Here is a 23,630-nt window from a genome sequence, read left to right on the forward strand (position 1 = left end):
TAACTACTTATGTAAGCCAAGATAGAAGACATTGTCAACTGTCTTGGCACATAGTATAAAATAACAATTTTCTTATATTAAAGGAGGAAATTCCTAAAATGGCAAAAGCTAAATTTGATCGTTCTAAACCACATGTTAATATCGGAACAATCGGTCACGTTGACCATGGTAAAACAACTTTAACAGCTGCAATCACTTCTGTACTTGCAAAAGTAGGTGGAGCTGAAGCTCGCGCTTACGACCAAATCGATGGTGCTCCAGAAGAAAGAGAACGTGGTATCACAATCTCTACTGCACACGTTGAGTATGAAACTGAAACTCGTCACTATGCACACGTAGACTGCCCAGGACACGCTGACTATGTTAAAAACATGATCACTGGTGCAGCACAAATGGACGGCGGTATCTTAGTAGTATCTGCTGCTGACGGCCCAATGCCACAAACTCGTGAGCACATCCTTCTTTCTCGTCAAGTAGGTGTACCTTACCTTGTTGTATTCATGAACAAATGTGACATGGTTGATGACGAAGAACTTCTTGAACTAGTTGAAATGGAAATTCGTGACCTTCTTTCTGAATACGAATTCCCTGGCGATGATATCCCAGTAATCAAAGGTTCTGCTCTTAAAGCTCTTGAAGGAGAAGCTGAGTGGGAAGAAAAAATCAACGAGCTTATGGCTGCTGTTGACGAATACATCCCAACTCCAACTCGTGACACTGACAAACCATTCATGATGCCAGTAGAGGACGTTTTCTCTATCACTGGTCGTGGAACAGTTGCTACTGGCCGTGTTGAACGTGGTCAAGTTAAAGTTGGTGACGTTATCGAAATCATCGGTCTTGCTGAAGAACCAAAATCTACAACTGTAACAGGTGTAGAAATGTTCCGTAAGCTTCTTGATTACGCTGAAGCTGGTGACAACATCGGAGCTCTTCTTCGTGGTGTAGCACGTGAAGAAATCCAACGTGGACAAGTACTTGCTAAACCAGGTACTATCAACCCACACACAAAATTCAAAGCAGAAGTTTACGTATTGTCTAAAGAAGAAGGCGGACGTCACACTCCATTCTTCTCTAACTACCGTCCACAATTCTACTTCCGTACAACTGACGTAACTGGTGTTGTAAACCTTCCAGAAGGAACTGAAATGGTTATGCCTGGAGACAACATCGAAATGTCTGTTGAACTAATTGCTCCAGTTGCGATCGAAGAAGGAACTAAGTTCTCTATTCGTGAAGGCGGACGTACAGTAGGCGCAGGCGTAGTTGCTAGCATTACTGAATAATTCTTACTTATTAAAACAGGCGGGTGTACAACCGCCTGTTTTTTTGTTTTGTTTTTTCCTGCGAAATGTGGGAAGTTGGATACGTTAATTTGTTCATATTAGGATTCATTCCCCAGCAAATATCTACCCTTATCTATTAATACAACCTCATATACACAATTCTCCACGCTGTTTACAAAAAATTGAAATTATTTAACACCCATAAACTTCCTACGATGTAAAAAATCAGATACAATAGATATATGCAAATTTTTAGTGGGGGACAAAGGATGATAGGAACGTTAAAATCTATGCTTCACCCTCGAGAAACAAACATCGAGATGAGAAGCGTAATGACAAAAACTCATTACATACTTTGGTTTGGTGGATTACTTCTATTTAGTACGATTTTATTTGGGGTCTATGGATATCTAGGGTTGGGCAGCGAAAACTTGTCAGTATATATGGAGACTGTAAAAGAAAACAGATGGGAAATGACCAAGTTTTTATACTTCATTGGCAAACTAGCTGCTGGTCTCTTATATCCGTTATTATTCACACTATATTTTACAGTACTATTTTGGATCGTATTTGAGGACCTCTCATTTCGAGGAGTGTGGAAGCTTCAGCTTATTCCTTTAATAGTGATGCTCATAGCGAAAACAATAGAACTAATATTTATGCTGTTACTCAGGGTACCTGAACACTCATCACCATTTAGTCTAGGGATCATGACGCAAATGCTAACACCACAGATCTTTTGGGTAGAATTAGCTGCAAATATTACTATATTTGTACTGTTGGCAGGCTATCTTCAATATCGAATTTTCCACAAGTCACTTGATTATAGTAAAAAGAGAGTGATTATAACTGTATCATTATCCTGGATAATATATATATTGCTGGATGGTGCAACGGATACATTATTTAGAATCATGAAGGTGATTATATGAATTTTAGCCTTAGGGAGAAAAAATGGTCTCTTGTATCCTTAGCTGTATTTTTATTTATACTTACAAATACCATTATTATTTACAAAATAGATAAAATTGATCGTACAGTCCTTATTACAGACCCTTATATCACGAAAAAAGGTACATTAAAGGAAACGCTTCAAACGGAAGGGAAGGCTGAGCCTTCTGAGATATATAAGATTTATTATGAAGAACCTAGAGGGATGCTCGATGAGATCCTGGTGGAAGAGGGAGAGGATGTCCAAGTAGGAACGCCATTGCTAACCTACATTATAGATAACGATAGCAGCGATGTTATAAAACAATTAGAAAATGCTAACAAACGTCTCTCTATGAAAATAGATAAATTAAATGAAGATATATCCGTGCTCCAGTCAGAAGTCCAAGAGTATGAAAGCTTGCAGACTGTTGAAGAAGAGGAGAAAGAACCGGATTTAGATAACACACGAATATTGGAGTATGAGATAAAAAACATAGAATATGAAATTAAGATGATCGAGCTGCAAATTGAGGATAATCAAACACAGATAGATATGGCCAACAGTGCTGAAGATCAAATTACAATAGAAAGTAAAATTGATGGAACTATTGTGCATAGGAATGATTTTAGCAGAACAGCAGATAATCCGTTATTGACTATTATGAATCAAGCCTCTTTAGTAGTGGACGTTTTGGTTGGGGAAGATGACATCCAGCGAATAAAACTGGATCAGGAGGTCATAATTAAACCAAAGCATTTGGATTCAAAATTGATTACTGGTAAGGTAATAAAAATAAGTGATGTTCCGTTTAGTGAGGATCATAAGAAAGATAAAAGCTTCTATAATATATCGATTCAACCAGAAAATCTAAGTGAATCATCAGAAGAAAGTACAGAGAGTCAGATTTTAATCGGATCACATGTGGCTGCTGATATCACATTGAAGGAACTTAACAATGTAGTAGTTCTTCCAAAGAAAACTTTGGCAGGAAATCATGTGGTGCTTCTTGAAAAGGGAAAGCTGAAACAAAAAAAGATTACGGCAGGATTAGAATTCGATGAAAAGGTAGCCGTAACCAAAGGGCTTAAAGAAAAACAACGTATACTTCCTGCAGCTGATGCGAGCATTAAGGGTGATACAAGGTACATAAAATTCGTGGACTTTGATCACATAAATAAGAAGGCTTATAAACAATTTAATAATGAAGAGAGATTGTGGTTACTGGCACGAGGTCTCATACAATAATCAGTTGGTGAGTGGTGAGAGAGGAACAAGCTTCCCTCTCTTTTGTTATTTACATGTAAGAGAAAGCTGGTATATTTATGGAAAGAAGAACGATAACTTGAAAAAGTAGAAGTGAGATTGTATACTAATATTCGTGTGATAGAAGAAATTATTTTTAACTGTTGCATACCCAGAAAATATAATGTATAATAGACAATGTTGGTCTTTTCATTGCGATGATGTGGAAGGTTGCTGACACACCCGGCCGCTTTGCCATGGCGCGTGTGTAAGGAGATTTCCACGGAGAATGTCTATTACAAAATAGGCGATAAAGGAGGGAAAATAATGGCAAAACAAAAGATTCGCATTCGTTTAAAAGCATATGATCACAGAATTCTTGATCAATCTGCTGAGAAAATTGTAGAAACTGCAAAACGTTCTGGTGCAGCTGTTTCCGGTCCGATTCCACTTCCGACTGAGAAAAACGTGTACACGATCCTACGTGCGGTTCATAAATACAAAGATTCTCGTGAGCAATTCGAAATGCGCACACACAAACGTCTAATCGACATTGTAAATCCTACACCACAAACTGTAGATTCACTAATGCGTTTAGATTTGCCGTCTGGCGTAGATATCGAAATCAAATTATAATCGTTCTATAAAAATAAAAAAAGAAAACACTAGGAGGTGTGACTCATGACCAAAGGAATCTTAGGTAGAAAAATCGGTATGACTCAAGTATTCGCTGAGAACGGTGAACTTATCCCGGTAACAGTTGTTGAAGCAGTACCAAACGTTGTTCTTCAAAAGAAATCTGTTGAAAATGATGGCTACGAAGCTATCCAACTAGGTTACGAAGATCTTCGCGAAATGCTTTACAACAAACCACAACAAGGACACGCTGCTAAAGCGAACACTGCTCCTAAGCGCTTCGCTCGCGAAATTCGCGATGCAGATCTCAATAACTATGAGGTAGGTCAAGAAGTCAAGGTAGATCTTTTCGCTGAAGGCGAAATCGTTGATGTAACAGGAATCTCAAAAGGTAAAGGTTTCCAAGGACCAATTAAGCGTCACAACCAATCTCGTGGCCCAATGTCTCACGGATCTCGTTACCATCGTCGTCCTGGTTCAATGGGACCAGTTGCTCCAAACCGCGTATTCAAAGGCAAAAAACTTGCTGGACGTATGGGTGGAACTCAAATCACTGTACAAAACCTTGAAATCGTTAAGGTTGATGCAGAACGTAACGTAATCCTTATCAAAGGTAACGTTCCTGGACCTAAAAAAGCTTTACTTAAAATCAAAAGCGCGGTTAAAGCGAACTAATCTATCGAGAAAGGAGGAAAATCGCAATGCCGAAAATTGCTCTTTTAAACCAAGCTGGTTCTCAAGTAGGCGATATCGAGCTTAACGAATCAGTATTTGGTATTGAACCAAATGAGAGTGTTGTAACTGAAGCAATCCTTATGCAAAGAGCGTCTTTGCGCCAAGGAACTCATAAAGTTAAAAATCGTTCTGAAGTAAGTGGCGGTGGCCGTAAACCATGGCGTCAAAAAGGAACTGGACGTGCTCGTCAAGGTTCTATCCGTTCCCCACAATGGCGTGGTGGTGGTGTGGTATTCGGACCAACACCAAGAAGCTACTCTTACAAACTTCCTAAGAAAGTACGTCGTTTAGCTATTAAATCTGTACTTTCCGCTAAAGTGAACGAAGAAAACGTAATCGTTCTTGATGCTTTAACTTTTGAAGCACCAAAAACTAAAGAATTCACAGCTGTATTAAAAGGCTTGAATACTGAAAACAAAAAAGCGTTGATCGTAACTGCGGATGTAGACGAAAACGTTGCACTTTCCGGTCGTAACATTCCGGGAGTAACAATCGTTGAAGCTAACGCTATTAACGTATTGGATGTTGTAGGGCATGAGAAGTTAATCATGACTAAAACAGCTGTTGAAAAAATAGAGGAGGTGCTTGGATAATGGAAGCACGTGATATTATTAAGCGCCCCGTCATTACTGAAAGCTCAGCTGACATCATGGCCGATAAAAAATACACTTTTGAAGTTGACGTAAGAGCTAATAAAACTCAAATCAAAGATGCTGTTGAAGAAATCTTTGAAGTTAAAGTTGAAAAAGTTAACGTTATGAACTACAAAGGTAAATTCAAACGCATGGGTAAACATGCTGGATATACAAACAAACGCCGTAAAGCGATTGTTAAACTAACTGCTGATAGCAAAGAAATCGAATTCTTTGAAGCATAATTTCTAAAGAAAAGGAGGGACACAACATGGCGATTAAAAAGTATAAACCTACCAGTAATGGTCGTCGCGGAATGACTGTTTCCGATTTCGCTGAAATTACAACGGATCAACCGGAAAAATCATTATTAGCACCTTTACACAGAAAAGGTGGCCGTAACAACCAAGGTAAGTTAACTGTTCGTCATCAAGGTGGCGGTCACAAGCGCCAATACCGTATCATTGATTTCAAACGTGATAAAGATGGCATTCCAGGACGCGTTGCTACTATCGAGTACGATCCAAACCGTTCTGCTAACATTGCACTAATCAATTATGTTGATGGGGAAAAACGTTACATTCTTGCTCCGAAAAACTTGGTGGTAGGCATGGAAATCATGTCTGGACCAGAAGCGGATATCAAAGTAGGTAATGCTCTTCCATTAATTAATATCCCAGTGGGTACTGTTATCCACAATATCGAGTTGAAACCTGGCAAGGGAGGACAATTAGTTCGTTCCGCAGGTACTTCTGCTCAAGTTCTAGGTAAAGAAGGACGCTACGTACTAGTACGTCTTAATTCCGGAGAGGTTCGTATGATTCTTGCTACTTGCCGTGCAACAATCGGTCAAGTTGGTAACGAGCAACACGAACTTATCAACATCGGTAAAGCGGGACGTTCTCGTTGGTTAGGTAAACGCCCTACTGTACGTGGTTCTGTAATGAACCCAGTAGATCACCCACACGGTGGTGGTGAAGGTAGAGCACCTATCGGACGTAAGTCTCCAATGACTCCATGGGGCAAACCAGCTCTTGGATTCAAGACTCGTAAAAAGAAAAACAAATCAGACAAATTTATTGTTCGTCGTCGTAAAAAATAACGCGGTTGTACTACGGTTCGCGTGTAGAACCGTAGAGCAATCACGAAGGGAGGCACAAACATGGGTCGCAGCCTAAAAAAAGGACCATTTGTTGACGATCATCTCATCAAGAAGGTTGAAGCATTGAATGAAGCTGACAAGAAACAAGTTATCAAAACTTGGTCAAGACGTTCTACAATCTTCCCACAATTCATCGGACACACAGTTGCTGTATACGATGGACGCAAACACGTACCAGTTTATGTAACGGAAGACATGGTAGGCCACAAGTTCGGTGAATTCGCACCAACTCGCGCTTACAAAGGTCATGCCGGAGACGATAAGAAAACAAGACGTTAATCAGAGAGGAGGGCATAAATATGCAAGCAAAAGCTGTTGCTAGAACAGTTCGTATTGCTCCTCGTAAAGCTCGTTTAGTATTAGATCTAATCCGAGGTAAGCAAGTAGGCGAAGCAGTTGCTATTCTTAACTTAACTCCGAAAGCAGCTTCCCCTGTTATCGAAAAAGTATTAAAATCTGCTGTTGCAAACGCAGAACACAACTACGATATGGACGTTAACTCGCTTGTCATTTCTGAAGCCTATGCTAACGAAGGACCAACACTTAAACGTTTCCGTCCACGTGCAATGGGTCGTGCAAGCGCGATTAACAAACGCACAAGCCACATCACAATCGTTGTATCAGAAAAGAAGGAGGGATAATCCGTGGGTCAAAAGGTAAATCCGGTCGGTATGCGTATCGGGATCATCCGTGATTGGGAATCCAAATGGTTCGCAGAAAAGGACTACGCTAAACTTTTGCACGAAGACATTAAAGTACGTGAGTACATTATGAAACGTCTTCACGATGCATCTGTTTCTAAAATCGAAATCGAACGTGCTGCAAACCGCGTGAACATTTCTATCCACACTGCAAAACCTGGTATGGTTATCGGTAAAGGTGGTACAGAAGTTGAAGCGCTTCGTAAAGCACTTAATCAATTAACTGAAAAACGTGTTCACATCAACATCATTGAAATCAAGAGAGCTGATTTGGACGCTAAATTAGTAGCGGAAAATATCGCGCGTCAATTAGAAAACCGTGTATCTTTCCGTCGTGCACAAAAACAAACTATCCAACGTGCAATGCGCGCTGGTGCAAAAGGTATCAAAACTCAAGTATCTGGACGTTTAGGTGGAGCTGATATCGCTCGTGCTGAACACTACAGTGAAGGAACTGTTCCACTTCATACTCTTCGCGCTGACATCGACTATGCTACAGCAGAAGCGGACACTACTTACGGAAAGCTTGGAGTAAAAGTATGGATCTATCGTGGAGAAGTCCTTCCTACCAAGAAGAAGTCTGTGGAAGGAGGAAAATAATATGTTATTGCCTAAACGCGTAAAACATCGCCGTGAACACCGCGGAAAGATGAGAGGCCGTGCAAAAGGCGGTACAGAAGTAGCATTCGGTGAATACGGTCTACAAGCTCTTGAGGCTTCTTGGATCACAAACCGTCAAATCGAAGCAGCTCGTATCGCAATGACTCGTTATATGAAACGTGGCGGTAAAGTTTGGATTAAAATTTTCCCTCACAAACCATACACTGCAAAACCTTTAGAAGTACGTATGGGTTCCGGTAAAGGGGCACCTGAAGGTTGGGTAGCAGTAGTAAAACCTGGTAAAATTATGTTTGAAATCGCTGGAGTATCTGAAGAGGTAGCACGTGAAGCCCTTCGTCTTGCAGCTCACAAACTTCCAGTAAAATGCAAGTTTGTAAAACGTGAAGAAATTGGTGGTGAAGCAAATGAAATCTAATGAGATCCGTGATTTAACCACTGCCGAAATAGAACAAAAACTTAAAGCACTTAAAGAAGAGCTTTTTAACCTTCGCTTCCAGCTTGCTACAGGACAATTAGAAAATCCTGCACGTATTCGTGAAGTTCGCAAAGCGATTGCACGTATGAAAACAGTTGTACGTGAAAGAGAGCTCAACGTAAACAATTGATAATGAGAGGAGGTTCACACAATGAGTGAACGCAACCAGCGCAAAGTATACACTGGCCGTGTTGTTTCTGACAAAATGGATAAAACAATCTCTGTTGTCGTTGAAACAAAGAAAACACATCCTTTGTATGGCAAACGCGTGAAATACTCCAAAAAATATAAAGCTCATGATGAAATGAATGAAGCAAAAGTTGGCGATATCGTTAAGATTATGGAAACTCGCCCATTATCCGCAACTAAACGCTTCCGTTTAGTAGAAGTTGTAGAAAAAGCGGTTATCATTTAATATAAATGTTTCGGATTTAGTAATTCCGAAGGGAGGTTACGCAGATGATTCAACAGGAATCTCGTTTGAAAGTAGCTGACAACTCTGGTGCTCGTGAAGTACTTACAATCAAAGTTCTTGGCGGTTCCGGTAGAAAAACAGCTAATATTGGTGATGTAATCGTATGTACGGTCAAACAAGCAACACCAGGAGGCGTTGTTAAAAAAGGTGACGTTGTGAAGGCAGTTGTTGTTCGTACTAAACGCGGCGTTCGTCGTACAGATGGTTCATACATTCGATTCGACGAAAATGCATGCGTGATTATTCGTGATGACAAGAGCCCTCGTGGAACACGTATTTTTGGACCTGTTGCTCGTGAACTTCGCGACAGCAACTTCATGAAAATCGTTTCACTAGCTCCTGAAGTTCTTTAATAAACAGTGATATAGACTTTTCAAGGAGGTGCGAATCTCGTGCATGTAAAAAAAGGTGATAAAGTAGTAGTCATCTCCGGCAAGGATAAAGGGAAACAAGGCGTAGTTCTTGAAGCATTCCCTAAGAAAGATCGTGTTCTTGTTGAAGGTGTAAATATTGTAAAGAAACACGCTAAGCCTTCTCAAGCGAACCCACAAGGTGGTATTTTCGAACAAGAAGCAGCGATTCATGTTTCTAACGTTATGATTATTGATCCTAAGACTGGTAACCCTACTCGTGTAGGCTATCAAACAGTCGACGGCAAAAAAGTACGTGTAGCAAAAAAATCAGGTGAATCTTTAGATAAATAAGTCATAAACGAAGGGAGGTACAACAAGTGAACCGCCTTAAGGAAAAATATCAAAAAGAAATTACTCCTGCTCTAATGAGCAAGTTTGAATACAATTCAGTAATGCAAGTTCCTAAACTTGAAAAAATCGTTGTGAACATGGGTGTCGGCGATGCCGTTTCAAACGCGAAAGCATTGGACACTGCTGTAGAAGAATTAGCAACTATCACTGGTCAAAAACCAGTTGTAACTAAAGCTAAGAAATCTATCGCTGGTTTCCGTCTTCGTGAAGGCATGGCAATCGGTTGTAAAGTAACTCTACGCGGAGAGCGTATGTATGAGTTCCTTGATAAATTGATTGCAGTTTCCCTACCACGTGTACGTGACTTCCGTGGAATCTCCAAAAAAGCATTCGACGGTCGTGGTAACTACACATTAGGTGTTAAGGAACAGTTGATTTTCCCTGAAATCGACTACGATAAAGTAAACAAAGTCCGCGGCATGGACATTGTTATCGTAACGACAGCTAATACTGACGAAGAAGCTCGTGAGCTTCTAACTCAATTCGGAATGCCATTCCAAAAGTAATCGCTAAATAAGGGAGGCGAAAAAGTGGCTAAGAAATCAATGATCGTGAAACAACAACGTACACCAAAGTTTAAAGTACAAGAGTACACACGTTGCGAACGCTGCGGCCGTCCGCATTCTGTATACCGCAAATTTAAACTTTGCCGTATTTGTTTCCGTGAACTAGCATATAAAGGACAAATTCCAGGCGTTAAAAAAGCTAGCTGGTAAAACCCGAAAACGGGAAGGAGGTTATCATTGTGGTAATGACAGATCCAATTGCAGATTTGCTAACTCGCATTCGTAATGCGAACATGGTTCGTCACGATAAATTGGAAGTTCCAGCTTCCAAAATGAAAAAGGATGTAGCTGATATCTTGAAACGTGAAGGTTTCATCCGTGACGTAGAATTTATTGAAGATAATAAACAAGGTATCTTGCGTATCTTCTTAAAATATGGTGCTAACAACGAGCGCGTAATTACTGGTATCAAACGTATCAGTAAACCAGGTCTTCGTGTATACGCAAAAGCAGGAGATGTTCCTCGCGTATTAAACGGTCTTGGAATCGCAATCGTATCTACTTCTCAAGGTGTTATCTCTGATAAAGAAGCACGCGCTAAGAAAATTGGCGGAGAAGTAATCGCGTACGTATGGTAATAAACATTTCACTGATGAATGGAGGTGCACGAAATGTCCCGCGTAGGTAAAAAACCTGTAGAAATTCCAGCTGGAGTTACAGTTACTTTGAACGGAAATACAGTAACTGTTAAAGGACCAAAAGGTGAATTGACTCGTACTTTTCACTCTGATATCGAAATCAAAGTTGAAGATAATATCGTAAATGTATCCCGTCCAACTGATGAAAAACTTCATCGTTCATTGCACGGTACTACACGCGCTATCATCGCTAACATGGTTGAAGGTGTCTCCCAAGGCTTCGAAAGAAATCTTGAGTTAATCGGGGTTGGTTATCGTGCTCAAAAACAAGGTAAGAAACTTGTATTGAATGTAGGATACTCTCACCCAGTTGAGATCGAACCAGAAGAAGGAATTGAAATTGAAGTTCCTGCTAACACAAAAATCACAATCAAGGGTACTGACAAGGAGCGCGTTGGAGCTTTAGCTGCTAACATCCGCGATGTACGTCCTCCTGAACCTTACAAAGGTAAAGGTATCCGTTATGCTGGCGAACAAGTTCGTCGTAAAGAAGGTAAAACTGGTAAGTAAAGGCCCTAAAGCTTAGGAAAGGAGTGTCGTAAATGATCACGAAGGCTAACAAAAACGCTACTCGTAAGAAAAGACATGCACGTGTCCGCGCTAAATTAGCGGGTACACCGTCTCGTCCGCGTTTAAATGTTTTCCGATCCAATAAGCACATTTATGCACAGCTTATTGATGATGCTAATGGTGTTACTTTAGCTAGTGCATCAACACTTGATAAAGAAATTAGCCTTGAGTCCACTAGTAACGTGGATGCAGCTAAAAAAGTTGGCGAAGTAATCGCTAAACGTGCTGTAGAAAAAGGTGTTTCCGAAGTTGTTTTTGACCGTGGAGGATACTTATATCACGGACGTATACAAGCACTTGCAGATGCTGCACGTGAAAACGGATTACAATTCTAATAGACAAAGGAGGGACATATTAGATGCGTCGCATTGATCCAAATAAATTAGAACTTGAAGAACGCGTAGTTACAGTCAACCGCGTAGCGAAAGTTGTTAAAGGCGGACGTCGTTTCCGTTTCACAGCGCTAGTGGTTGTCGGAGATAAAAATGGGCATGTAGGATTCGGTACTGGTAAAGCACAAGAGGTGCCAGATGCAATCCGTAAAGCTGTTGAGGATGCGAAGAAAAACCTGGTTACTGTACCAATGGTTGGAGTTACAATTCCTCATGAAGTAATCGGACGTTTCGGATCTGGTGAAATCTTAATGAAGCCAGCTTCTGAAGGTACTGGAGTTATCGCTGGTGGACCAGTTCGTGCCGTGCTTGAATTAGCAGGTATCGCTGATATCCTTTCCAAATCTCTAGGCTCTAACACACCTATCAATATGGTACGTGCTACTATTGATGGCATTAAACAAATGAAAAGTGCGGAAGAAGTTGCAAAATTGCGCGGTAAATCTGTAGAGGAACTGTTAGGATAAGGAGGGAAATCAAATGGCTAACAAATTAGAAATTACCCTCACGCGTAGCTTAATCGGTCGTCCTGAAGATCAACGCGTAACAGTAAATACTCTTGGTCTTAAAAAAATGCACCAAACTGTAGTGCATAACGACAATGACGCTATTCGCGGTATGATTAACAAGGTATCTCACCTTGTTACTGTTAAAGAAATCTAAGCTTACTAACGTTTATATAAGGAGGTGCCAGCATGAAACTTCATGAATTAAAACCTGCAGAAGGTTCTCGTAAAGAACGCAAACGCGTAGGCCGCGGTATTGGTTCAGGTCATGGTAAAACTGCCACTAAAGGACACAAAGGTCAAAACGCCCGTTCCGGCGGTGGAGTAAGACCAGGATTTGAAGGGGGTCAAACTCCTTTATTCAGACGTTTACCTAAACGCGGATTTACAAACATTCATCGTAAAGAATACGCAGCAGTTAACCTTGAAAAATTAAATCGCTTTGAAGATGGTACTGAAGTAACACCTGAATTGTTAATCGAAACAGGTGTTGTGAAAAGCGAAAAAGCAGGAATCAAAATTCTTGCAAAGGGTAATGTAGAGAAAAAATTAACAGTTAAAGCACACAAATTCTCTGCAGCTGCTAAAGAAGCGATTGAAGCCGCAGGCGGTAAAACTGAGGTGATTTAATGTTCCGTACATTGCGTAATTTCATGCGAGTGAAAGATATCAGGAATAAAATTCTCTTTACTCTTGCAATGCTGGTTATCTATCGCATCGGGTGCTTTATACCTGTTCCCGGTGTGAATGCAGACATTCTTGCAATGAACGATGAGTTAAGTGTATTTGGAGTTTTGAACTTCTTCGGTGGAGGAGCTTTAAGTAACTTCTCTATCCTTGCAATGGGGATCATGCCATATATTACGGCTTCGATCATCATCCAGCTATTGCAAATGGATGTAGTTCCTAAATTTGCAGAATGGGCAAAGCAAGGTGAAGTTGGAAGGCGTAAATTAGCTCAGTTTACCCGCTATGGAACCATAGTTCTTGGATTTATTCAAGCACTTGGAATGTCATATGGTTTTAATAACATGGCTAATGGAGCTTTGATTGATAATCCAGGAATTACGACATATCTGTTAATAGCTACTGTATTAACAGCCGGTACCGCATTTCTATTGTGGCTCGGTGAACAAATCACTTCTAAGGGAGTAGGAAACGGAATTTCGATCCTTATCTTCGCGGGTATCGTATCGGCAATTCCTTCTACGCTCAACCAGGTTTATGCATCCATGTTCGAAGATGCTGGAGATGCATTATTCCTTAATATAGCAATTGCTGTATTGATTGTACTTGCAATCATCGCTGTAGTTGTTGGTGTAATATTTATTCAACAGGCAAACAGAAAAGTACCTATTCAATACGCTAAGCAGGTTTCAGGTAAAAGTCCAGTCGGTGGACACAACACACATTTACCTTTAAAAGTAAACTCTGCTGGTGTTATTCCGGTTATCTTTGCAGTTTCCTTTATTATTACTCCGCCAACAATTGCATCATTTTTCGGTGAGAATAGTGTAACAACATGGATTACTAAAACATTTGATTACACACAACCCGTTGGAATGATCCTTTACGTTGCTTTGATTATTGCATTCTCCTATTTCTATGCTTTTATTCAGGTTAATCCGGAGCAATTGTCCGAAAATCTGAAGAAGCAAGGTGGATATGTACCAGGAATACGTCCAGGCAAAGCCACTCAGGAATACTTCACGAGAGTATTATACCGATTGACTTTTGTTGGGGCTCTATTCCTTTCATTCATCGCAGTCCTTCCTGTAATATTTATCAAGCTAGGCAATCTTCCATCATCTGCCCAAATAGGTGGAACGAGTCTCTTGATTATAGTTGGGGTAGCCTTGGATACAATGAAGCAATTAGAATCGCAACTTGTAAAAAGACATTACAAAGGTTTTATTAAATAAAAGGTTTCGGGGACTATTATGCTCCCCAAGCCTATTATTGTTTAGGGGGAAAAAGTGTGAATCTTGTATTAATGGGACTGCCAGGAGCCGGTAAAGGTACTCAGGCAGAAAGAATAGTAGAAGAATACAACATCCCTCATATCTCTACTGGAGATATGTTTCGGGCAGCTATGAAAGAGGAAACACCACTTGGTTTAGAAGCTAAATCATATATGGATAAAGGTGAACTGGTACCGGATGCAGTTACAATCGGTATCGTACGTGAACGTTTAGCTAAAGATGATTGCCAAAAAGGCTTTTTGCTAGATGGATTTCCACGCACAGTTGCTCAGGCTGAAGCACTTGAACAGCTTTTAGCTGAAATGGATCGTCAATTAGACTATGTCATTAATATACAAGTCAATAAAGATAGCTTGTTAGAACGATTGACAGGCCGCCGCATCTGTAAAGATTGCGGAGCTACCTACCACCTAGTATTTAATCCTCCTGCCAAAGAAGGCGTGTGCGACCGCTGTGGTGGAGAGTTGTACCAAAGAGCTGATGATAACATCGATACGGTGCAAACCCGTCTCGAAGTAAACATTCAACAGTCGCAGCCACTGATTACCTTCTATGAAGGAAAAGGATATTTACGAAATCTTGACGGACAACAACCGATTGATAAAGTCTTCGCGGATATAGAAGAGCTTCTCGGGAGCTTGTCTCGATGATCATTTGTAAAACCCAACGCGAGATTGAAATCATGCGTGAAGCTGGGCGTATTGTTGCTCTGACACATCAGGAACTGCAAAAATACATTAAACCCGGTGTTTCAACAAAGGAACTGGATGCTATTGCGGAAAAGTTTATACGCAAACATAATGCAATTCCGTCCTTTAAAGGGTATAATGGTTTTCGTGGCAGTGTTTGTACATCCGTTAACAACGAACTTGTACATGGCATTCCTGGGGATAAGACATTAAAAAACGGCGACATTATCAGCATTGATATTGGTGCACAACTTAATGGCTATCACGGCGATTCAGCATGGACCTATCCAGTTGGAGACATTGATGATGAAACCAGGAGACTGCTTCAAGTAACAGAAACATCCCTCTATAAGGGGATTTCGGAAATAAAGCCAGGCCAACGTCTCTCTAATATCTCACATGCTATTCAAACATATGTCGAGGAAAACGGCTTTTCTATAGTAAGAGAGTATGTCGGACACGGTATCGGTCAAGACTTACATGAAGCACCGCAATTGCCTCACTTTGGTCCGCCGAATAAAGGCCCGAGATTGAAGCCGGGAATGGTGCTGTGTGTTGAGCCAATGGTGAATGCAGGAAGCCGCTATGTTCAAACATTAGCCGACAACTGGACAGTTGTTACAGTTGATGGGAAGAACTGTGCTCATTTTGAGCATACCATTGCGATTACCGAAGAAGGCTATGAAATCTTAACATTAGTTTAAATGTAGGTGATCTTGATTGGTCCAAAAGGATAGATCTCCCCGGTTGGGACAATTTGTTCGGGTCACTCAAGGCAGGGATACCGATCAATATGCCATAATTGTAAAAATTATAGATGAAAAGTTTGTTTGTATTGCTGACGGAGACAAGCGTAAGTTTGATTCTGCCAAGCGTAAAAACATACTTCATCTTCATTTGTACGAAGACTGGTCTCAGGAAGTGGAGAGCAGTTTAGGGGAAACAGGTCGCGTAACGAACGGAAAGCTCCGTTTCGCTTTGACTTATTTTATGAAAAGCCAAGAGAAGAAGGGAGAAGAACTGTAATGGCAAAAGATGATGTTATTGAAGTTGAGGGTACAGTTACTGAGACTTTACCAAACGCTATGTTTAAAGTTGAATTAGAGAATGGCCATACTGTCCTTGCCCATGTATCAGGCAAAATCAGAATGCATTTCATTCGTATTCTGCCAGGTGATAAAGTGACGGTAGAGCTATCTCCTTATGACTTGACCCGCGGAAGAATTACGTATCGTTTTAAATAATCTCGGTTGCACTCCGCATTTTATAAGGAGGGAAAACAATGAAAGTCAGACCATCAGTAAAACCAATCTGCGAAAAATGTAAAGTTATCCGTAGAAACGGTAAAGTAATGGTTATTTGTGAAAACCCAAAACATAAGCAAAAACAAGGGTAATATTTGAAGGAGGTGCACATAAATGGCACGTATTGCAGGTGTAGATATTCCTCGTGAAAAACGAGTTGTTATTTCTTTAACTTATATTTTCGGTATTGGTAGACCAACTGCTGAAAAAGTACTTGCAGAAGCTGGAGTTTCTCAAGATACTCGCGTACGCGATCTTACTGAAGATGAATTGAACAAAATCCGTGATATTATCGATGGATACAAAGTAGAAGGTGACCTTCGACGTGAAGTTTCCTTAAACATCAAACGTTTAATGGAAATCGGTTGCTACCGTGGATTACGCCACAGAAGAGGACTTCCTGTTCGTGGACAAAACACTAAAAACAACGCACGTACTCGTAAAGGCCCACGTAAAACTGTTGCTAACAAGAAAAAATAATAAGTAAGGAGGTTTTGTCGATATGGCACGCAAAACGAACACACGCAAACGCCGCGTGAAAAAGAATGTAGAGTCAGGTATTGCTCACATTCGTTCTACTTTCAACAACACAATTGTTACAATTACTGATGCACACGGAAATGCTATTTCTTGGTCAAGTGCTGGTGCACTTGGTTTCAGAGGTTCCCGTAAATCTACACCATTTGCAGCGCAAATGGCAGCAGAAACTGCAGCTAAAACTTCTATGGAACATGGTATGAAAACTTTAGAAGTTACTGTTAAAGGCCCAGGATCTGGTCGTGAAGCAGCTATTCGTGCATTACAAGCAGCTGGTCTTGAAGTTACTGCAATTAAAGACGTAACTCCAGTACCTCATAATGGTTGCCGCCCGCCTAAACGCCGTCGTGTATAATATTGTTTGAATAGAATTTATTTCCCTGTCTATAATGGGGTAATATAGTGATTTTTCTTTTCTCAAGGAAATCACAAATATGTTGCGCACATTGGGAGTATATATTGGGGAATTTCGGTTAGATGCAAACCACTACCTTCTTCTAGCCGGGGTTTCGACGTTACGAAGGAGGGTATTGTTGAATGATCGAGATAGAAAAACCAAAAATTGAAACGGTTCAAATCAGCGAAGACGGAAAATATGGTAAGTTCATCGTTGAACCACTTGAGCGTGGATATGGAACAACTTTGGGTAACTCCTTACGTCGTATCCTACTATCCTCATTGCCTGGTGCTGCCGTTACATCTATTCAAATAGATGGTGTGCTCCATGAGTTCTCTACTATTGAGGGTGTAGAAGAAGATGTAACTGCTATTATCCTAAATATTAAGAAACTCGCATTAAAGATTTATTCTGATGAAGAAAAGACTCTTGAAATTGATGTTCAGGGGGAAGGGGCAGTAACGGCTGCAGATATTACACATGATAGCGATGTGGAAATCCTAAACCCGGATTTACTGATAGCTCACCTTTCTAAAAAAGCTCACTTGCGTATGCGCTTGGTAGCTAGAAGAGGAAGAGGCTACACGCCAGCTGATCAAAACAAACGTGATGATCAACCAATCGGTGTAATCCCTATTGATTCCATTTACACACCAGTATCTCGGATGACATATCAAGTTGAAAACACTCGTGTAGGTCAACTGACAAACTATGATAAACTTACAATCGATGTATGGACTGATGGAAGCACTGGTCCAAAAGAAGCTATAGCTTTAGGTGCGAAGATTGTAACAGAACATCTGAATATCTTTGTTGGTTTAACAGACGAAGCTCAAAATGCTGAAATTATGGTTGAAAAAGAAGAAGACCAAAAAGAAAAAGTTTTGGAAATGACAATTGAAGAGCTTGATCTTTCTGTTCGTTCTTACAACTGTTTAAAGCGTGCTGGTATTAATACAGTACAAGAGCTTGCTAATAAGACTGAAGAAGATATGATGAAAGTTCGTAATCTTGGCCGTAAATCACTTGAAGAAGTGAAAGCTAAGCTAGAAGAACTAGGTCTTTCCCTACGTAAAGACGATTAATGAATGAATAGATAGAATCAGTTATTTCAACAAAGGAGGGAAACTTTCATGGCATACAGAAAGTTAGGACGTACAAGCGCACAGCGTAAAGCAATGCTTCGCGATTTGGCTACTGATTTAATTATCAACGAGCGTATCGAAACGACTGAAACTCGTGCGAAAGAATTACGTTCCGTAGTCGAAAAAATGATTACTTTAGGTAAACGCGGAGATTTACATGCACGCCGTCAAGCTGCTGCATACATCCGTCACGAAGTAGCAAACGCTGAAACTGGGCAAGATGCAGTTCAAAAATTATTTGCTGATATCGCGCCTCGTTACGAAGAGCGTCAAGGTGGATACACTAGAATCATGAAAATTGGTCCACGTCGTGGAGACGCAGCACCAATGGTAATTATCGAGTTAGTTTAATGATGTAAGGGTAGGGGTGGACAGAGTATCTGACACCCATATCCTATATTAAATACCTTAATCCAATGATTCTGGTATAAGCTAACTAAAGCATCATGCGTTTACGCATGTGCTTTACTCTTATTTTACTGAATAATCCAAAAAACGATAGAGCGTTACGATAGGCATGAATTGGGTGACGATCCAATTGATGTTTGTCTAGCTCTCGCACCCCTTGTACAGACAAAACGTACGTTGTCTGACATTAAGATAAGTGAATGCTGCTCTTAATTCAGGAAATCCATTGGGATAATCCGGAAGGGGTGCAGCGTTTTTTTATATCCAAAAATAGTTGAGCTAAGCAGAGAATAGAGCAGCACAGGGAGGAAGCTATGAGTAAACCGTTGGCTGAAGTTAGTAATATATCCTTTCAATATGAAGCGAAGACGAATAAAGCTCTGGATAATGTATCGTTTAAAGTCCAGGAAGGTGAATGGCTCGCTATTGTTGGGCATAATGGTTCCGGCAAATCAACATTGGCCAAGCTATTAATAGGGCTCTATTTTGCTAATGAAGGAACGATCATGGTCAATGATATGGTCATGAGCGAAGGCACTGTTTGGGATATCCGACAGCATATTGGAATGGTCTTTCAAAATCCTGATAATCAGTTTGTAGGTACAACTGTGCAGGATGATGTGGCTTTTGGTTTAGAAAACGCCGGCATTGAGAGAGAGGATATGATAAACCGTGTCCAGGATGCATTAAGGAAAGTTCGCATGGCTGAGTTTCTCGATCAAGAGCCGCACCATTTATCAGGTGGACAAAAGCAACGTGTTGCAATAGCAGGTGTACTGGCCTTGCGCCCATCTATTATTATTCTGGATGAAGCCACCTCCATGCTTGATCCTTTGGGTAGATCAGAAGTACTTGGCATTATTAGAGAATTGAAGGAAGACAAACAATTGACAGTAATATCGATCACTCATGACTTGGAGGAAGCTGCCCGAGCTGACCGGATGATTGTATTGAATCAGGGGAAAATATTTGCGGAAGGCAGTCCGGCTGAGATATTTAAGTTAGAGGAAGAACTTGTGAAATTAGGACTTGATATCCCGTTTTCTATAAAACTTTCTAAATCATTAAGAGAAAATGGTATCCAGGTTTCTGATCAAATCACCGAAGAAGGGCTGGTGAATGAACTATGCAAATATCACTTGAAGAAGTAGAGCATACCTATCAACTGGGGACGCCATTTGAGCATCGCGCTTTATATGATATTAATGTTCGTTTTCCAACTAATTCTTTTATAGGTGTAATTGGTCATACTGGCTCAGGCAAATCTACTCTCTTACAGCATTTAAATGCCTTGTTAAAGCCAACAAAAGGGAAAGTCACCATTGGAGAAAGAGTTATCTCCGCAGATAAGAAAGAAAAGAATTTGAAAGCCATCCGTCAAAAAGTAGGAATTGTCTTTCAGTTCCCTGAACACCAGCTTTTTGAGGAAACCGTATTAAAAGATATCTGCTTTGGACCCATGAATTTTGGTGTGAGTGAGGAAGATGCCAAAAAACGTGCGTATGCAGCGATCAAATTAGTGGGTCTGGACGATTCGATTATGGAGTCTTCTCCATTCGATTTATCCGGCGGTCAAATGCGAAGAGTAGCTATAGCAGGAGTACTGGCCATGGAACCGGAAGTTATTGTTCTGGATGAACCTACAGCCGGGTTGGATCCAAGAGGGCGAAAAGAAATTATGGATATGTTTCATGCCCTTCATAAGGAAAAGGCTCTTACAACCATATTGGTTACACATAGCATGGAAGATGCAGCAAGATACGCAGACGAACTGATTATCATGCATAGAGGAACGATTGTCAAAAAAGCCTCTCCAAATGAAGTATTCTCTGATCCAGAGGCGTTAATGGATTTAGGACTGGCAGTGCCTGATACCATTCGATTCCAGATGGAATTTGAACAAAAGAGCGGTTTAGTCCTCTCCAAGAAGCATCTGTCATTGGATGATTTGATTAGCGAGATATCAAATCTCCTGGGAGGTGGACAACAATGATGGATAAATTTATAATGGGGCGCTATGTTCCAACTGATTCAGTTGTCCACAGAATGGACCCAAGGGTAAAATTATTATTAGTCTTTTTCTATGTATGCATCGTATTCCTGGCTAATAACTGGATATCGTACGCCATTTTAATTACTTTTACCTTAGTATTGCTAGGATTAACAAAAATTAAACCGCTATTCCTATTACAGGGATTAAAGCCGGTAATCTTTTTAATCATTCTAACATTGCTTATACAACTGTTTTTCACAAAAAGAGGAGAGGTTGTCTTCTCGCTCGCCGGTATTGATATTTATGACGAAGGAATTAAGATGGGGATCTTTATATCCTTGCGTTTTACATTATTAATCTTAGTTACTTCTATCTTGACGCTTACGACAACGCCGATTGAGATAACGGATGGAATGGAATATCTATTGAACCCTTTAAGGAAAATTAAATTCCCGGTTCATGAGCTTGCATTAATGATTTCTATCTCATTACGCTTTATTCCAACGTTGATTGAAGAGACGGATAAAATTATGAAGGCACAAACCTCAAGAGGCGTCGATTTTTCATCGGGCCCGCTGAAGGAAAGATTGAGTGCAGTCGTCCCGCTCCTTGTTCCATTATTTGTAGGTTCTTTTAAACGTGCTGAGGAGCTGGCTACAGCGATGGAAGCAAGGGGATACAGGGGCGGAGAAGGCAGGACCAAATATCGTGCTCTTAAGTGGGAATTTCCTGACATGATCTTAATCATCTCTCTCATCCTCTTATCAATCGCTCTTATCCTCACTAGAAACTAAATAGGGAGAGTACTGGAATGATACGTTACAAATGTACAATAGCTTATGATGGGACAAATTTTGCCGGCTACCAAATTCAGCCTGACAAGCGTACGGTTCAATTGGAATTGGAAAAGGTCCTAATGACCATGCATAAGGGAAGAGAGGTCAAGGTGGCTGCTTCAGGGCGTACAGATGCCGGTGTTCATGCCAAAGGGCAAGTCATTCACTTTGACTCTCCACTTGAGCTGCCTGCGGAAAGATGGAAAAAAGCACTGGGAACTATGCTGCCTGCAGATATAGCCATCGTAGATATCGAGAAGGCAGATCCTGAATTTCATGCCAGGTTTAATGCGGTTGGTAAAGAATACCGTTATAGTATTTCGTTGGCTGAAGTAAAAGATCCCTTTATACGAAATTATGCCTATCACTATCCTTATAAACTCGATTTAGCTATGATGGAGAGAGCGACAGAGTATTTAACCGGGACCCACGATTTTACCAGTTTTTGCTCCGCTAAAACAGAAGTGGTGGATAAAGTAAGAACGGTCAAGTCAATTAATTTTCTTAAAGATGATCAACAATTGGTCATACGTTTTGTTGGAGATGGCTTTCTGTATAATATGGTACGGATTATGGTAGGTACTTTATTGGACGTTGGAATTGGTAAACGTCGTCCGGAGGATATGAAGGATATCATAGCTGCCCAAGATCGCACGAAAGCGGGGAGAACCGCACCAGGACACGGGCTATATTTATGGAAAGTAGATTATAAATAAAATCTAAATTCCATGACAACTAATCCAGGTGTAACATTTTCTTGACAATGGCCGAAAAACGGTATATCATATCCTTTGGTATGTTAAAACCACGAGAATAGCCCCGGAAACTATTTCGTGTTTAGATAGAGCCACAAATTTTATCAAAAAAATGAAACAATGAACTATTTTTAGGAGGGTAAATCAATGCGTACGACGTATATGGCGAAAGCTAGTGATGTAGAACGTAAATGGTACGTTGTAGATGCCGAAGGTCAAACTTTAGGTCGTCTAGCATCACAAGTAGCCTCAATTCTTAGAGGTAAACACAAACCAACTTATACTCCACATGTTGACACTGGTGACCATGTGATTATTATCAATGCATCTAAAATCGAACTGACTGGTAAGAAATTAACTGATAAAATTTACTACCGTCACTCCATGCACCCAGGTGGTTTGAAAACAAGAACTGCTCTTGAAATGAGAACTAACTACCCAGAGAAAATGTTGGAGCAAGCTATCAAAGGTATGCTTCCAAAAGGATCTCTTGGTCGTCAAATGGGTAAAAAATTAAACGTATATGCTGGAGCTGAGCATCCACATCAAGCACAAAAACCTGAAGTTCTTGAGCTTCGCGGTTAATATTAAAGGAGGATATAACATTGGCACAAGTACAATATTACGGTACTGGTCGACGTAAGAGCTCCGTTGCTCGTGTGCGTTTGATTCCAGGTGAAGGCCGCATCATTATCAATGATCGTCAAATCGATGACTACATTCCATTCGCAGCACTTCGTGAAGTAGTAAGACAACCTCTAGTTGTTACTGAAACAACAAACAGCTATGACATTTTAGTAAACGTTAAAGGTGGAGGCTACACAGGTCAAGCAGGCGCTATCCGTCACGGTATCGCTCGTGCATTACTTGAAGTAGATCCAGAATACCGTCCAGGACTAAAACGTGCAGGATTGTTAACTCGTGACCCACGTATGAAAGAGCGTAAAAAATACGGTCTTAAAGGCGCGCGTCGTGCACCTCAGTTCTCAAAACGTTAATTTTACAATTGCGTTCAAAAGACTCTCAGACATTTGTCTGGGGGTCTTTTTTTGTTATGTTTGGACATATTGACCAACAGACGGCTTAGTTGTGTAAGCGAAGTTTGGTTTGGCTGGAGTGATCCAGATTAGCTCGGTTACGTATGATTAATATTCGGGATGGATTGGCTGGATTATGAGCTAATTCGGCTGGATTAATAATCCGTTTGGCCGGATCAAATAGAAAGTGGCTGGATTCATTAGATATTTGG

The 23,630-nt window shown here is 40.6% G+C and carries 40 protein-coding genes; all 40 read left to right on the top strand.

What is annotated here, in order from left to right; all coding sequences use genetic code 11:
- Positions 1-98 precede the first annotated feature (98 nt).
- The 40 genes from tuf to rpsI all read left to right on the top strand — a co-directional run bounded on the left by tuf (position 99) and on the right by rpsI (position 23,379).
- A complete protein-coding gene (tuf, locus tag AC4G3N_RS18490) occupies positions 99-1,286 on the top strand; it encodes an elongation factor Tu (RefSeq protein WP_066102999.1) in 1,188 nt (395 codons plus the stop codon).
- 269 nt (positions 1,287-1,555) lie between these two features.
- Positions 1,556-2,218, top strand: a complete 663-nt coding sequence (locus tag AC4G3N_RS18495) for a hypothetical protein (protein ID WP_140462332.1) — start codon at positions 1,556-1,558, stop codon at positions 2,216-2,218.
- On the top strand, positions 2,215-3,465 hold the full coding sequence (locus AC4G3N_RS18500; RefSeq protein ID WP_490553537.1) for an efflux RND transporter periplasmic adaptor subunit: 1,251 nt from the start codon (positions 2,215-2,217) through the stop codon (positions 3,463-3,465). The genes AC4G3N_RS18495 and AC4G3N_RS18500 overlap by 4 nt, the downstream gene beginning before the upstream one ends.
- A gap of 324 nt (positions 3,466-3,789) precedes the next feature.
- Positions 3,790-4,098 carry a 30S ribosomal protein S10 gene (gene rpsJ, locus AC4G3N_RS18505; RefSeq protein WP_066102989.1) on the top strand — a complete coding sequence of 103 codons (309 nt, stop codon included), beginning with the start codon at positions 3,790-3,792 and terminating at the stop codon, positions 4,096-4,098.
- A 45-nt stretch (positions 4,099-4,143) separates the two neighbouring features.
- Positions 4,144-4,773: a 50S ribosomal protein L3 gene (rplC, locus tag AC4G3N_RS18510; RefSeq protein WP_066102983.1), complete on the top strand. Its 630-nt coding sequence runs from the start codon at positions 4,144-4,146 to the stop codon at positions 4,771-4,773.
- A 26-nt stretch (positions 4,774-4,799) separates the two neighbouring features.
- Entirely contained in the window at positions 4,800-5,426 is a 627-nt protein-coding gene (rplD, locus tag AC4G3N_RS18515; protein WP_066102980.1) for a 50S ribosomal protein L4, read from the top strand.
- Positions 5,426-5,710, top strand: coding sequence for a 50S ribosomal protein L23 (rplW, locus tag AC4G3N_RS18520; RefSeq protein WP_066102977.1), 285 nt, complete (start codon positions 5,426-5,428; stop codon positions 5,708-5,710). Before rplD ends, rplW begins: the two co-directional genes overlap by 1 nt.
- A 26-nt stretch (positions 5,711-5,736) precedes the next feature.
- On the top strand, positions 5,737-6,567 hold the full coding sequence (gene rplB / locus AC4G3N_RS18525) for a 50S ribosomal protein L2 (RefSeq protein WP_066102974.1): 831 nt from the start codon (positions 5,737-5,739) through the stop codon (positions 6,565-6,567).
- A gap of 60 nt (positions 6,568-6,627) precedes the next feature.
- The gene (gene rpsS, locus AC4G3N_RS18530; RefSeq protein WP_066102971.1) at positions 6,628-6,906 is read left to right on the top strand and encodes a 30S ribosomal protein S19; all 279 of its coding nucleotides are present in this window, start codon (positions 6,628-6,630) and stop codon (positions 6,904-6,906) included.
- A 20-nt stretch (positions 6,907-6,926) separates the two neighbouring features.
- Positions 6,927-7,268, top strand: a complete 342-nt coding sequence (gene rplV / locus AC4G3N_RS18535) for a 50S ribosomal protein L22 (protein ID WP_066102967.1) — start codon at positions 6,927-6,929, stop codon at positions 7,266-7,268.
- Between the two features lie 3 nt (positions 7,269-7,271).
- Positions 7,272-7,928, top strand: coding sequence for a 30S ribosomal protein S3 (gene rpsC, locus AC4G3N_RS18540; protein ID WP_066102964.1), 657 nt, complete (start codon positions 7,272-7,274; stop codon positions 7,926-7,928).
- A 1-nt stretch (position 7,929) separates the two neighbouring features.
- The gene (gene rplP / locus AC4G3N_RS18545) at positions 7,930-8,364 is read left to right on the top strand and encodes a 50S ribosomal protein L16 (protein WP_066102961.1); all 435 of its coding nucleotides are present in this window, start codon (positions 7,930-7,932) and stop codon (positions 8,362-8,364) included.
- Complete coding sequence (gene rpmC, locus AC4G3N_RS18550) at positions 8,354-8,554, top strand: 50S ribosomal protein L29 (protein WP_066102959.1); 201 nt, start codon at positions 8,354-8,356, stop codon at positions 8,552-8,554. The genes rplP and rpmC overlap by 11 nt, the downstream gene beginning before the upstream one ends.
- 21 nt (positions 8,555-8,575) lie before the next feature.
- Positions 8,576-8,839 (top strand): 30S ribosomal protein S17, encoded by a 264-nt coding sequence (rpsQ, locus tag AC4G3N_RS18555; protein WP_066102957.1) that lies wholly within the window; start codon positions 8,576-8,578, stop codon positions 8,837-8,839.
- Between the two features lie 44 nt (positions 8,840-8,883).
- On the top strand, positions 8,884-9,252 hold the full coding sequence (rplN, locus tag AC4G3N_RS18560) for a 50S ribosomal protein L14 (RefSeq protein WP_066102954.1): 369 nt from the start codon (positions 8,884-8,886) through the stop codon (positions 9,250-9,252).
- Between the two features lie 39 nt (positions 9,253-9,291).
- A complete protein-coding gene (gene rplX / locus AC4G3N_RS18565; protein WP_066102951.1) occupies positions 9,292-9,603 on the top strand; it encodes a 50S ribosomal protein L24 in 312 nt (103 codons plus the stop codon).
- Between the two features lie 26 nt (positions 9,604-9,629).
- Positions 9,630-10,169: a 50S ribosomal protein L5 gene (gene rplE, locus AC4G3N_RS18570; RefSeq protein ID WP_066102948.1), complete on the top strand. Its 540-nt coding sequence runs from the start codon at positions 9,630-9,632 to the stop codon at positions 10,167-10,169.
- Positions 10,170-10,193: 24 nt separating this feature from the next.
- A complete protein-coding gene (rpsN, locus tag AC4G3N_RS18575) occupies positions 10,194-10,379 on the top strand; it encodes a 30S ribosomal protein S14 (RefSeq protein WP_053591330.1) in 186 nt (61 codons plus the stop codon).
- Positions 10,380-10,408: 29 nt separating this feature from the next.
- Positions 10,409-10,807 (top strand): 30S ribosomal protein S8, encoded by a 399-nt coding sequence (rpsH, locus tag AC4G3N_RS18580; RefSeq protein ID WP_066102945.1) that lies wholly within the window; start codon positions 10,409-10,411, stop codon positions 10,805-10,807.
- A 33-nt stretch (positions 10,808-10,840) separates the two neighbouring features.
- Positions 10,841-11,377, top strand: coding sequence for a 50S ribosomal protein L6 (gene rplF / locus AC4G3N_RS18585; protein WP_066102944.1), 537 nt, complete (start codon positions 10,841-10,843; stop codon positions 11,375-11,377).
- A 32-nt stretch (positions 11,378-11,409) separates the two neighbouring features.
- Positions 11,410-11,772, top strand: a complete 363-nt coding sequence (rplR, locus tag AC4G3N_RS18590) for a 50S ribosomal protein L18 (protein WP_066102942.1) — start codon at positions 11,410-11,412, stop codon at positions 11,770-11,772.
- Between the two features lie 23 nt (positions 11,773-11,795).
- A complete protein-coding gene (gene rpsE / locus AC4G3N_RS18595) occupies positions 11,796-12,296 on the top strand; it encodes a 30S ribosomal protein S5 (RefSeq protein WP_066102939.1) in 501 nt (166 codons plus the stop codon).
- A 13-nt stretch (positions 12,297-12,309) separates the two neighbouring features.
- A complete protein-coding gene (gene rpmD / locus AC4G3N_RS18600) occupies positions 12,310-12,492 on the top strand; it encodes a 50S ribosomal protein L30 (protein ID WP_066102935.1) in 183 nt (60 codons plus the stop codon).
- A gap of 32 nt (positions 12,493-12,524) precedes the next feature.
- Positions 12,525-12,965: a 50S ribosomal protein L15 gene (gene rplO, locus AC4G3N_RS18605; RefSeq protein WP_066102932.1), complete on the top strand. Its 441-nt coding sequence runs from the start codon at positions 12,525-12,527 to the stop codon at positions 12,963-12,965.
- Positions 12,965-14,257 (top strand): preprotein translocase subunit SecY, encoded by a 1,293-nt coding sequence (gene secY / locus AC4G3N_RS18610; protein ID WP_066102930.1) that lies wholly within the window; start codon positions 12,965-12,967, stop codon positions 14,255-14,257. Before rplO ends, secY begins: the two co-directional genes overlap by 1 nt.
- A gap of 56 nt (positions 14,258-14,313) precedes the next feature.
- Positions 14,314-14,967, top strand: coding sequence for an adenylate kinase (locus tag AC4G3N_RS18615; RefSeq protein ID WP_066102927.1), 654 nt, complete (start codon positions 14,314-14,316; stop codon positions 14,965-14,967).
- The gene (gene map / locus AC4G3N_RS18620) at positions 14,964-15,710 is read left to right on the top strand and encodes a type I methionyl aminopeptidase (protein ID WP_066102924.1); all 747 of its coding nucleotides are present in this window, start codon (positions 14,964-14,966) and stop codon (positions 15,708-15,710) included. The genes AC4G3N_RS18615 and map overlap by 4 nt, the downstream gene beginning before the upstream one ends.
- 16 nt (positions 15,711-15,726) lie before the next feature.
- Complete coding sequence (locus AC4G3N_RS18625) at positions 15,727-16,032, top strand: KOW domain-containing RNA-binding protein (RefSeq protein WP_140462330.1); 306 nt, start codon at positions 15,727-15,729, stop codon at positions 16,030-16,032.
- Positions 16,032-16,250 (top strand): translation initiation factor IF-1, encoded by a 219-nt coding sequence (gene infA, locus AC4G3N_RS18630; RefSeq protein WP_040372572.1) that lies wholly within the window; start codon positions 16,032-16,034, stop codon positions 16,248-16,250. Before AC4G3N_RS18625 ends, infA begins: the two co-directional genes overlap by 1 nt.
- A 38-nt stretch (positions 16,251-16,288) precedes the next feature.
- A complete protein-coding gene (gene rpmJ / locus AC4G3N_RS18635; protein ID WP_017473641.1) occupies positions 16,289-16,402 on the top strand; it encodes a 50S ribosomal protein L36 in 114 nt (37 codons plus the stop codon).
- Positions 16,403-16,424: 22 nt separating this feature from the next.
- Positions 16,425-16,790 carry a 30S ribosomal protein S13 gene (rpsM, locus tag AC4G3N_RS18640; protein ID WP_066102920.1) on the top strand — a complete coding sequence of 122 codons (366 nt, stop codon included), beginning with the start codon at positions 16,425-16,427 and terminating at the stop codon, positions 16,788-16,790.
- Between the two features lie 22 nt (positions 16,791-16,812).
- Entirely contained in the window at positions 16,813-17,202 is a 390-nt protein-coding gene (gene rpsK, locus AC4G3N_RS18645) for a 30S ribosomal protein S11 (RefSeq protein ID WP_049672521.1), read from the top strand.
- A gap of 182 nt (positions 17,203-17,384) precedes the next feature.
- Positions 17,385-18,329: a DNA-directed RNA polymerase subunit alpha gene (locus AC4G3N_RS18650; RefSeq protein ID WP_066102914.1), complete on the top strand. Its 945-nt coding sequence runs from the start codon at positions 17,385-17,387 to the stop codon at positions 18,327-18,329.
- 48 nt (positions 18,330-18,377) lie between these two features.
- Entirely contained in the window at positions 18,378-18,740 is a 363-nt protein-coding gene (rplQ, locus tag AC4G3N_RS18655; RefSeq protein WP_066102910.1) for a 50S ribosomal protein L17, read from the top strand.
- 371 nt (positions 18,741-19,111) lie between these two features.
- Positions 19,112-19,948, top strand: coding sequence for an energy-coupling factor ABC transporter ATP-binding protein (locus AC4G3N_RS18660; RefSeq protein ID WP_491090967.1), 837 nt, complete (start codon positions 19,112-19,114; stop codon positions 19,946-19,948).
- Positions 19,924-20,790, top strand: coding sequence for an energy-coupling factor ABC transporter ATP-binding protein (locus tag AC4G3N_RS18665; RefSeq protein ID WP_066102904.1), 867 nt, complete (start codon positions 19,924-19,926; stop codon positions 20,788-20,790). The genes AC4G3N_RS18660 and AC4G3N_RS18665 overlap by 25 nt, the downstream gene beginning before the upstream one ends.
- The gene (locus AC4G3N_RS18670; RefSeq protein ID WP_490553517.1) at positions 20,787-21,584 is read left to right on the top strand and encodes an energy-coupling factor transporter transmembrane component T family protein; all 798 of its coding nucleotides are present in this window, start codon (positions 20,787-20,789) and stop codon (positions 21,582-21,584) included. The genes AC4G3N_RS18665 and AC4G3N_RS18670 overlap by 4 nt, the downstream gene beginning before the upstream one ends.
- Before the next feature lie 17 nt (positions 21,585-21,601).
- Positions 21,602-22,342 (top strand): tRNA pseudouridine(38-40) synthase TruA, encoded by a 741-nt coding sequence (gene truA, locus AC4G3N_RS18675; protein WP_066102898.1) that lies wholly within the window; start codon positions 21,602-21,604, stop codon positions 22,340-22,342.
- 186 nt (positions 22,343-22,528) lie between these two features.
- Positions 22,529-22,966, top strand: coding sequence for a 50S ribosomal protein L13 (gene rplM / locus AC4G3N_RS18680; RefSeq protein ID WP_066102895.1), 438 nt, complete (start codon positions 22,529-22,531; stop codon positions 22,964-22,966).
- A 20-nt stretch (positions 22,967-22,986) separates the two neighbouring features.
- Positions 22,987-23,379 (top strand): 30S ribosomal protein S9, encoded by a 393-nt coding sequence (gene rpsI / locus AC4G3N_RS18685; protein ID WP_066102893.1) that lies wholly within the window; start codon positions 22,987-22,989, stop codon positions 23,377-23,379.
- The last annotated feature ends 251 nt before the right edge of the window (positions 23,380-23,630 follow it).

The sequence above is a fragment of the Bacillus sp. z50 genome (assembly GCF_058313585.1).

Coding starts and splice junctions, on each gene's coding strand:
- rpsM (WP_066102920.1), top strand. CDS start 16,425: ATGGCACGTATTGCAGGTGTAGATATTCCTCGTGAAAAACGAGTTGTT.
- AC4G3N_RS18665 (WP_066102904.1), top strand. CDS start 19,924: ATGCAAATATCACTTGAAGAAGTAGAGCATACCTATCAACTGGGGACG.
- rplR (WP_066102942.1), top strand. CDS start 11,410: ATGATCACGAAGGCTAACAAAAACGCTACTCGTAAGAAAAGACATGCA.
- rplB (WP_066102974.1), top strand. CDS start 5,737: ATGGCGATTAAAAAGTATAAACCTACCAGTAATGGTCGTCGCGGAATG.
- rpsQ (WP_066102957.1), top strand. CDS start 8,576: ATGAGTGAACGCAACCAGCGCAAAGTATACACTGGCCGTGTTGTTTCT.
- rpsE (WP_066102939.1), top strand. CDS start 11,796: ATGCGTCGCATTGATCCAAATAAATTAGAACTTGAAGAACGCGTAGTT.
- rplM (WP_066102895.1), top strand. CDS start 22,529: ATGCGTACGACGTATATGGCGAAAGCTAGTGATGTAGAACGTAAATGG.
- rpsS (WP_066102971.1), top strand. CDS start 6,628: ATGGGTCGCAGCCTAAAAAAAGGACCATTTGTTGACGATCATCTCATC.
- AC4G3N_RS18500 (WP_490553537.1), top strand. CDS start 2,215: ATGAATTTTAGCCTTAGGGAGAAAAAATGGTCTCTTGTATCCTTAGCT.
- tuf (WP_066102999.1), top strand. CDS start 99: ATGGCAAAAGCTAAATTTGATCGTTCTAAACCACATGTTAATATCGGA.
- rplD (WP_066102980.1), top strand. CDS start 4,800: ATGCCGAAAATTGCTCTTTTAAACCAAGCTGGTTCTCAAGTAGGCGAT.
- AC4G3N_RS18660 (WP_491090967.1), top strand. CDS start 19,112: ATGAGTAAACCGTTGGCTGAAGTTAGTAATATATCCTTTCAATATGAA.
- infA (WP_040372572.1), top strand. CDS start 16,032: ATGGCAAAAGATGATGTTATTGAAGTTGAGGGTACAGTTACTGAGACT.
- secY (WP_066102930.1), top strand. CDS start 12,965: ATGTTCCGTACATTGCGTAATTTCATGCGAGTGAAAGATATCAGGAAT.
- rplQ (WP_066102910.1), top strand. CDS start 18,378: ATGGCATACAGAAAGTTAGGACGTACAAGCGCACAGCGTAAAGCAATG.
- map (WP_066102924.1), top strand. CDS start 14,964: ATGATCATTTGTAAAACCCAACGCGAGATTGAAATCATGCGTGAAGCT.
- rplV (WP_066102967.1), top strand. CDS start 6,927: ATGCAAGCAAAAGCTGTTGCTAGAACAGTTCGTATTGCTCCTCGTAAA.
- AC4G3N_RS18650 (WP_066102914.1), top strand. CDS start 17,385: ATGATCGAGATAGAAAAACCAAAAATTGAAACGGTTCAAATCAGCGAA.
- rpsJ (WP_066102989.1), top strand. CDS start 3,790: ATGGCAAAACAAAAGATTCGCATTCGTTTAAAAGCATATGATCACAGA.
- AC4G3N_RS18495 (WP_140462332.1), top strand. CDS start 1,556: ATGATAGGAACGTTAAAATCTATGCTTCACCCTCGAGAAACAAACATC.
- AC4G3N_RS18670 (WP_490553517.1), top strand. CDS start 20,787: ATGATGGATAAATTTATAATGGGGCGCTATGTTCCAACTGATTCAGTT.
- rplC (WP_066102983.1), top strand. CDS start 4,144: ATGACCAAAGGAATCTTAGGTAGAAAAATCGGTATGACTCAAGTATTC.
- rplP (WP_066102961.1), top strand. CDS start 7,930: ATGTTATTGCCTAAACGCGTAAAACATCGCCGTGAACACCGCGGAAAG.
- truA (WP_066102898.1), top strand. CDS start 21,602: ATGATACGTTACAAATGTACAATAGCTTATGATGGGACAAATTTTGCC.
- rplN (WP_066102954.1), top strand. CDS start 8,884: ATGATTCAACAGGAATCTCGTTTGAAAGTAGCTGACAACTCTGGTGCT.
- rpmC (WP_066102959.1), top strand. CDS start 8,354: ATGAAATCTAATGAGATCCGTGATTTAACCACTGCCGAAATAGAACAA.
- rpmD (WP_066102935.1), top strand. CDS start 12,310: ATGGCTAACAAATTAGAAATTACCCTCACGCGTAGCTTAATCGGTCGT.
- rpmJ (WP_017473641.1), top strand. CDS start 16,289: ATGAAAGTCAGACCATCAGTAAAACCAATCTGCGAAAAATGTAAAGTT.
- rplO (WP_066102932.1), top strand. CDS start 12,525: ATGAAACTTCATGAATTAAAACCTGCAGAAGGTTCTCGTAAAGAACGC.
- rplW (WP_066102977.1), top strand. CDS start 5,426: ATGGAAGCACGTGATATTATTAAGCGCCCCGTCATTACTGAAAGCTCA.
- rpsK (WP_049672521.1), top strand. CDS start 16,813: ATGGCACGCAAAACGAACACACGCAAACGCCGCGTGAAAAAGAATGTA.
- rplF (WP_066102944.1), top strand. CDS start 10,841: ATGTCCCGCGTAGGTAAAAAACCTGTAGAAATTCCAGCTGGAGTTACA.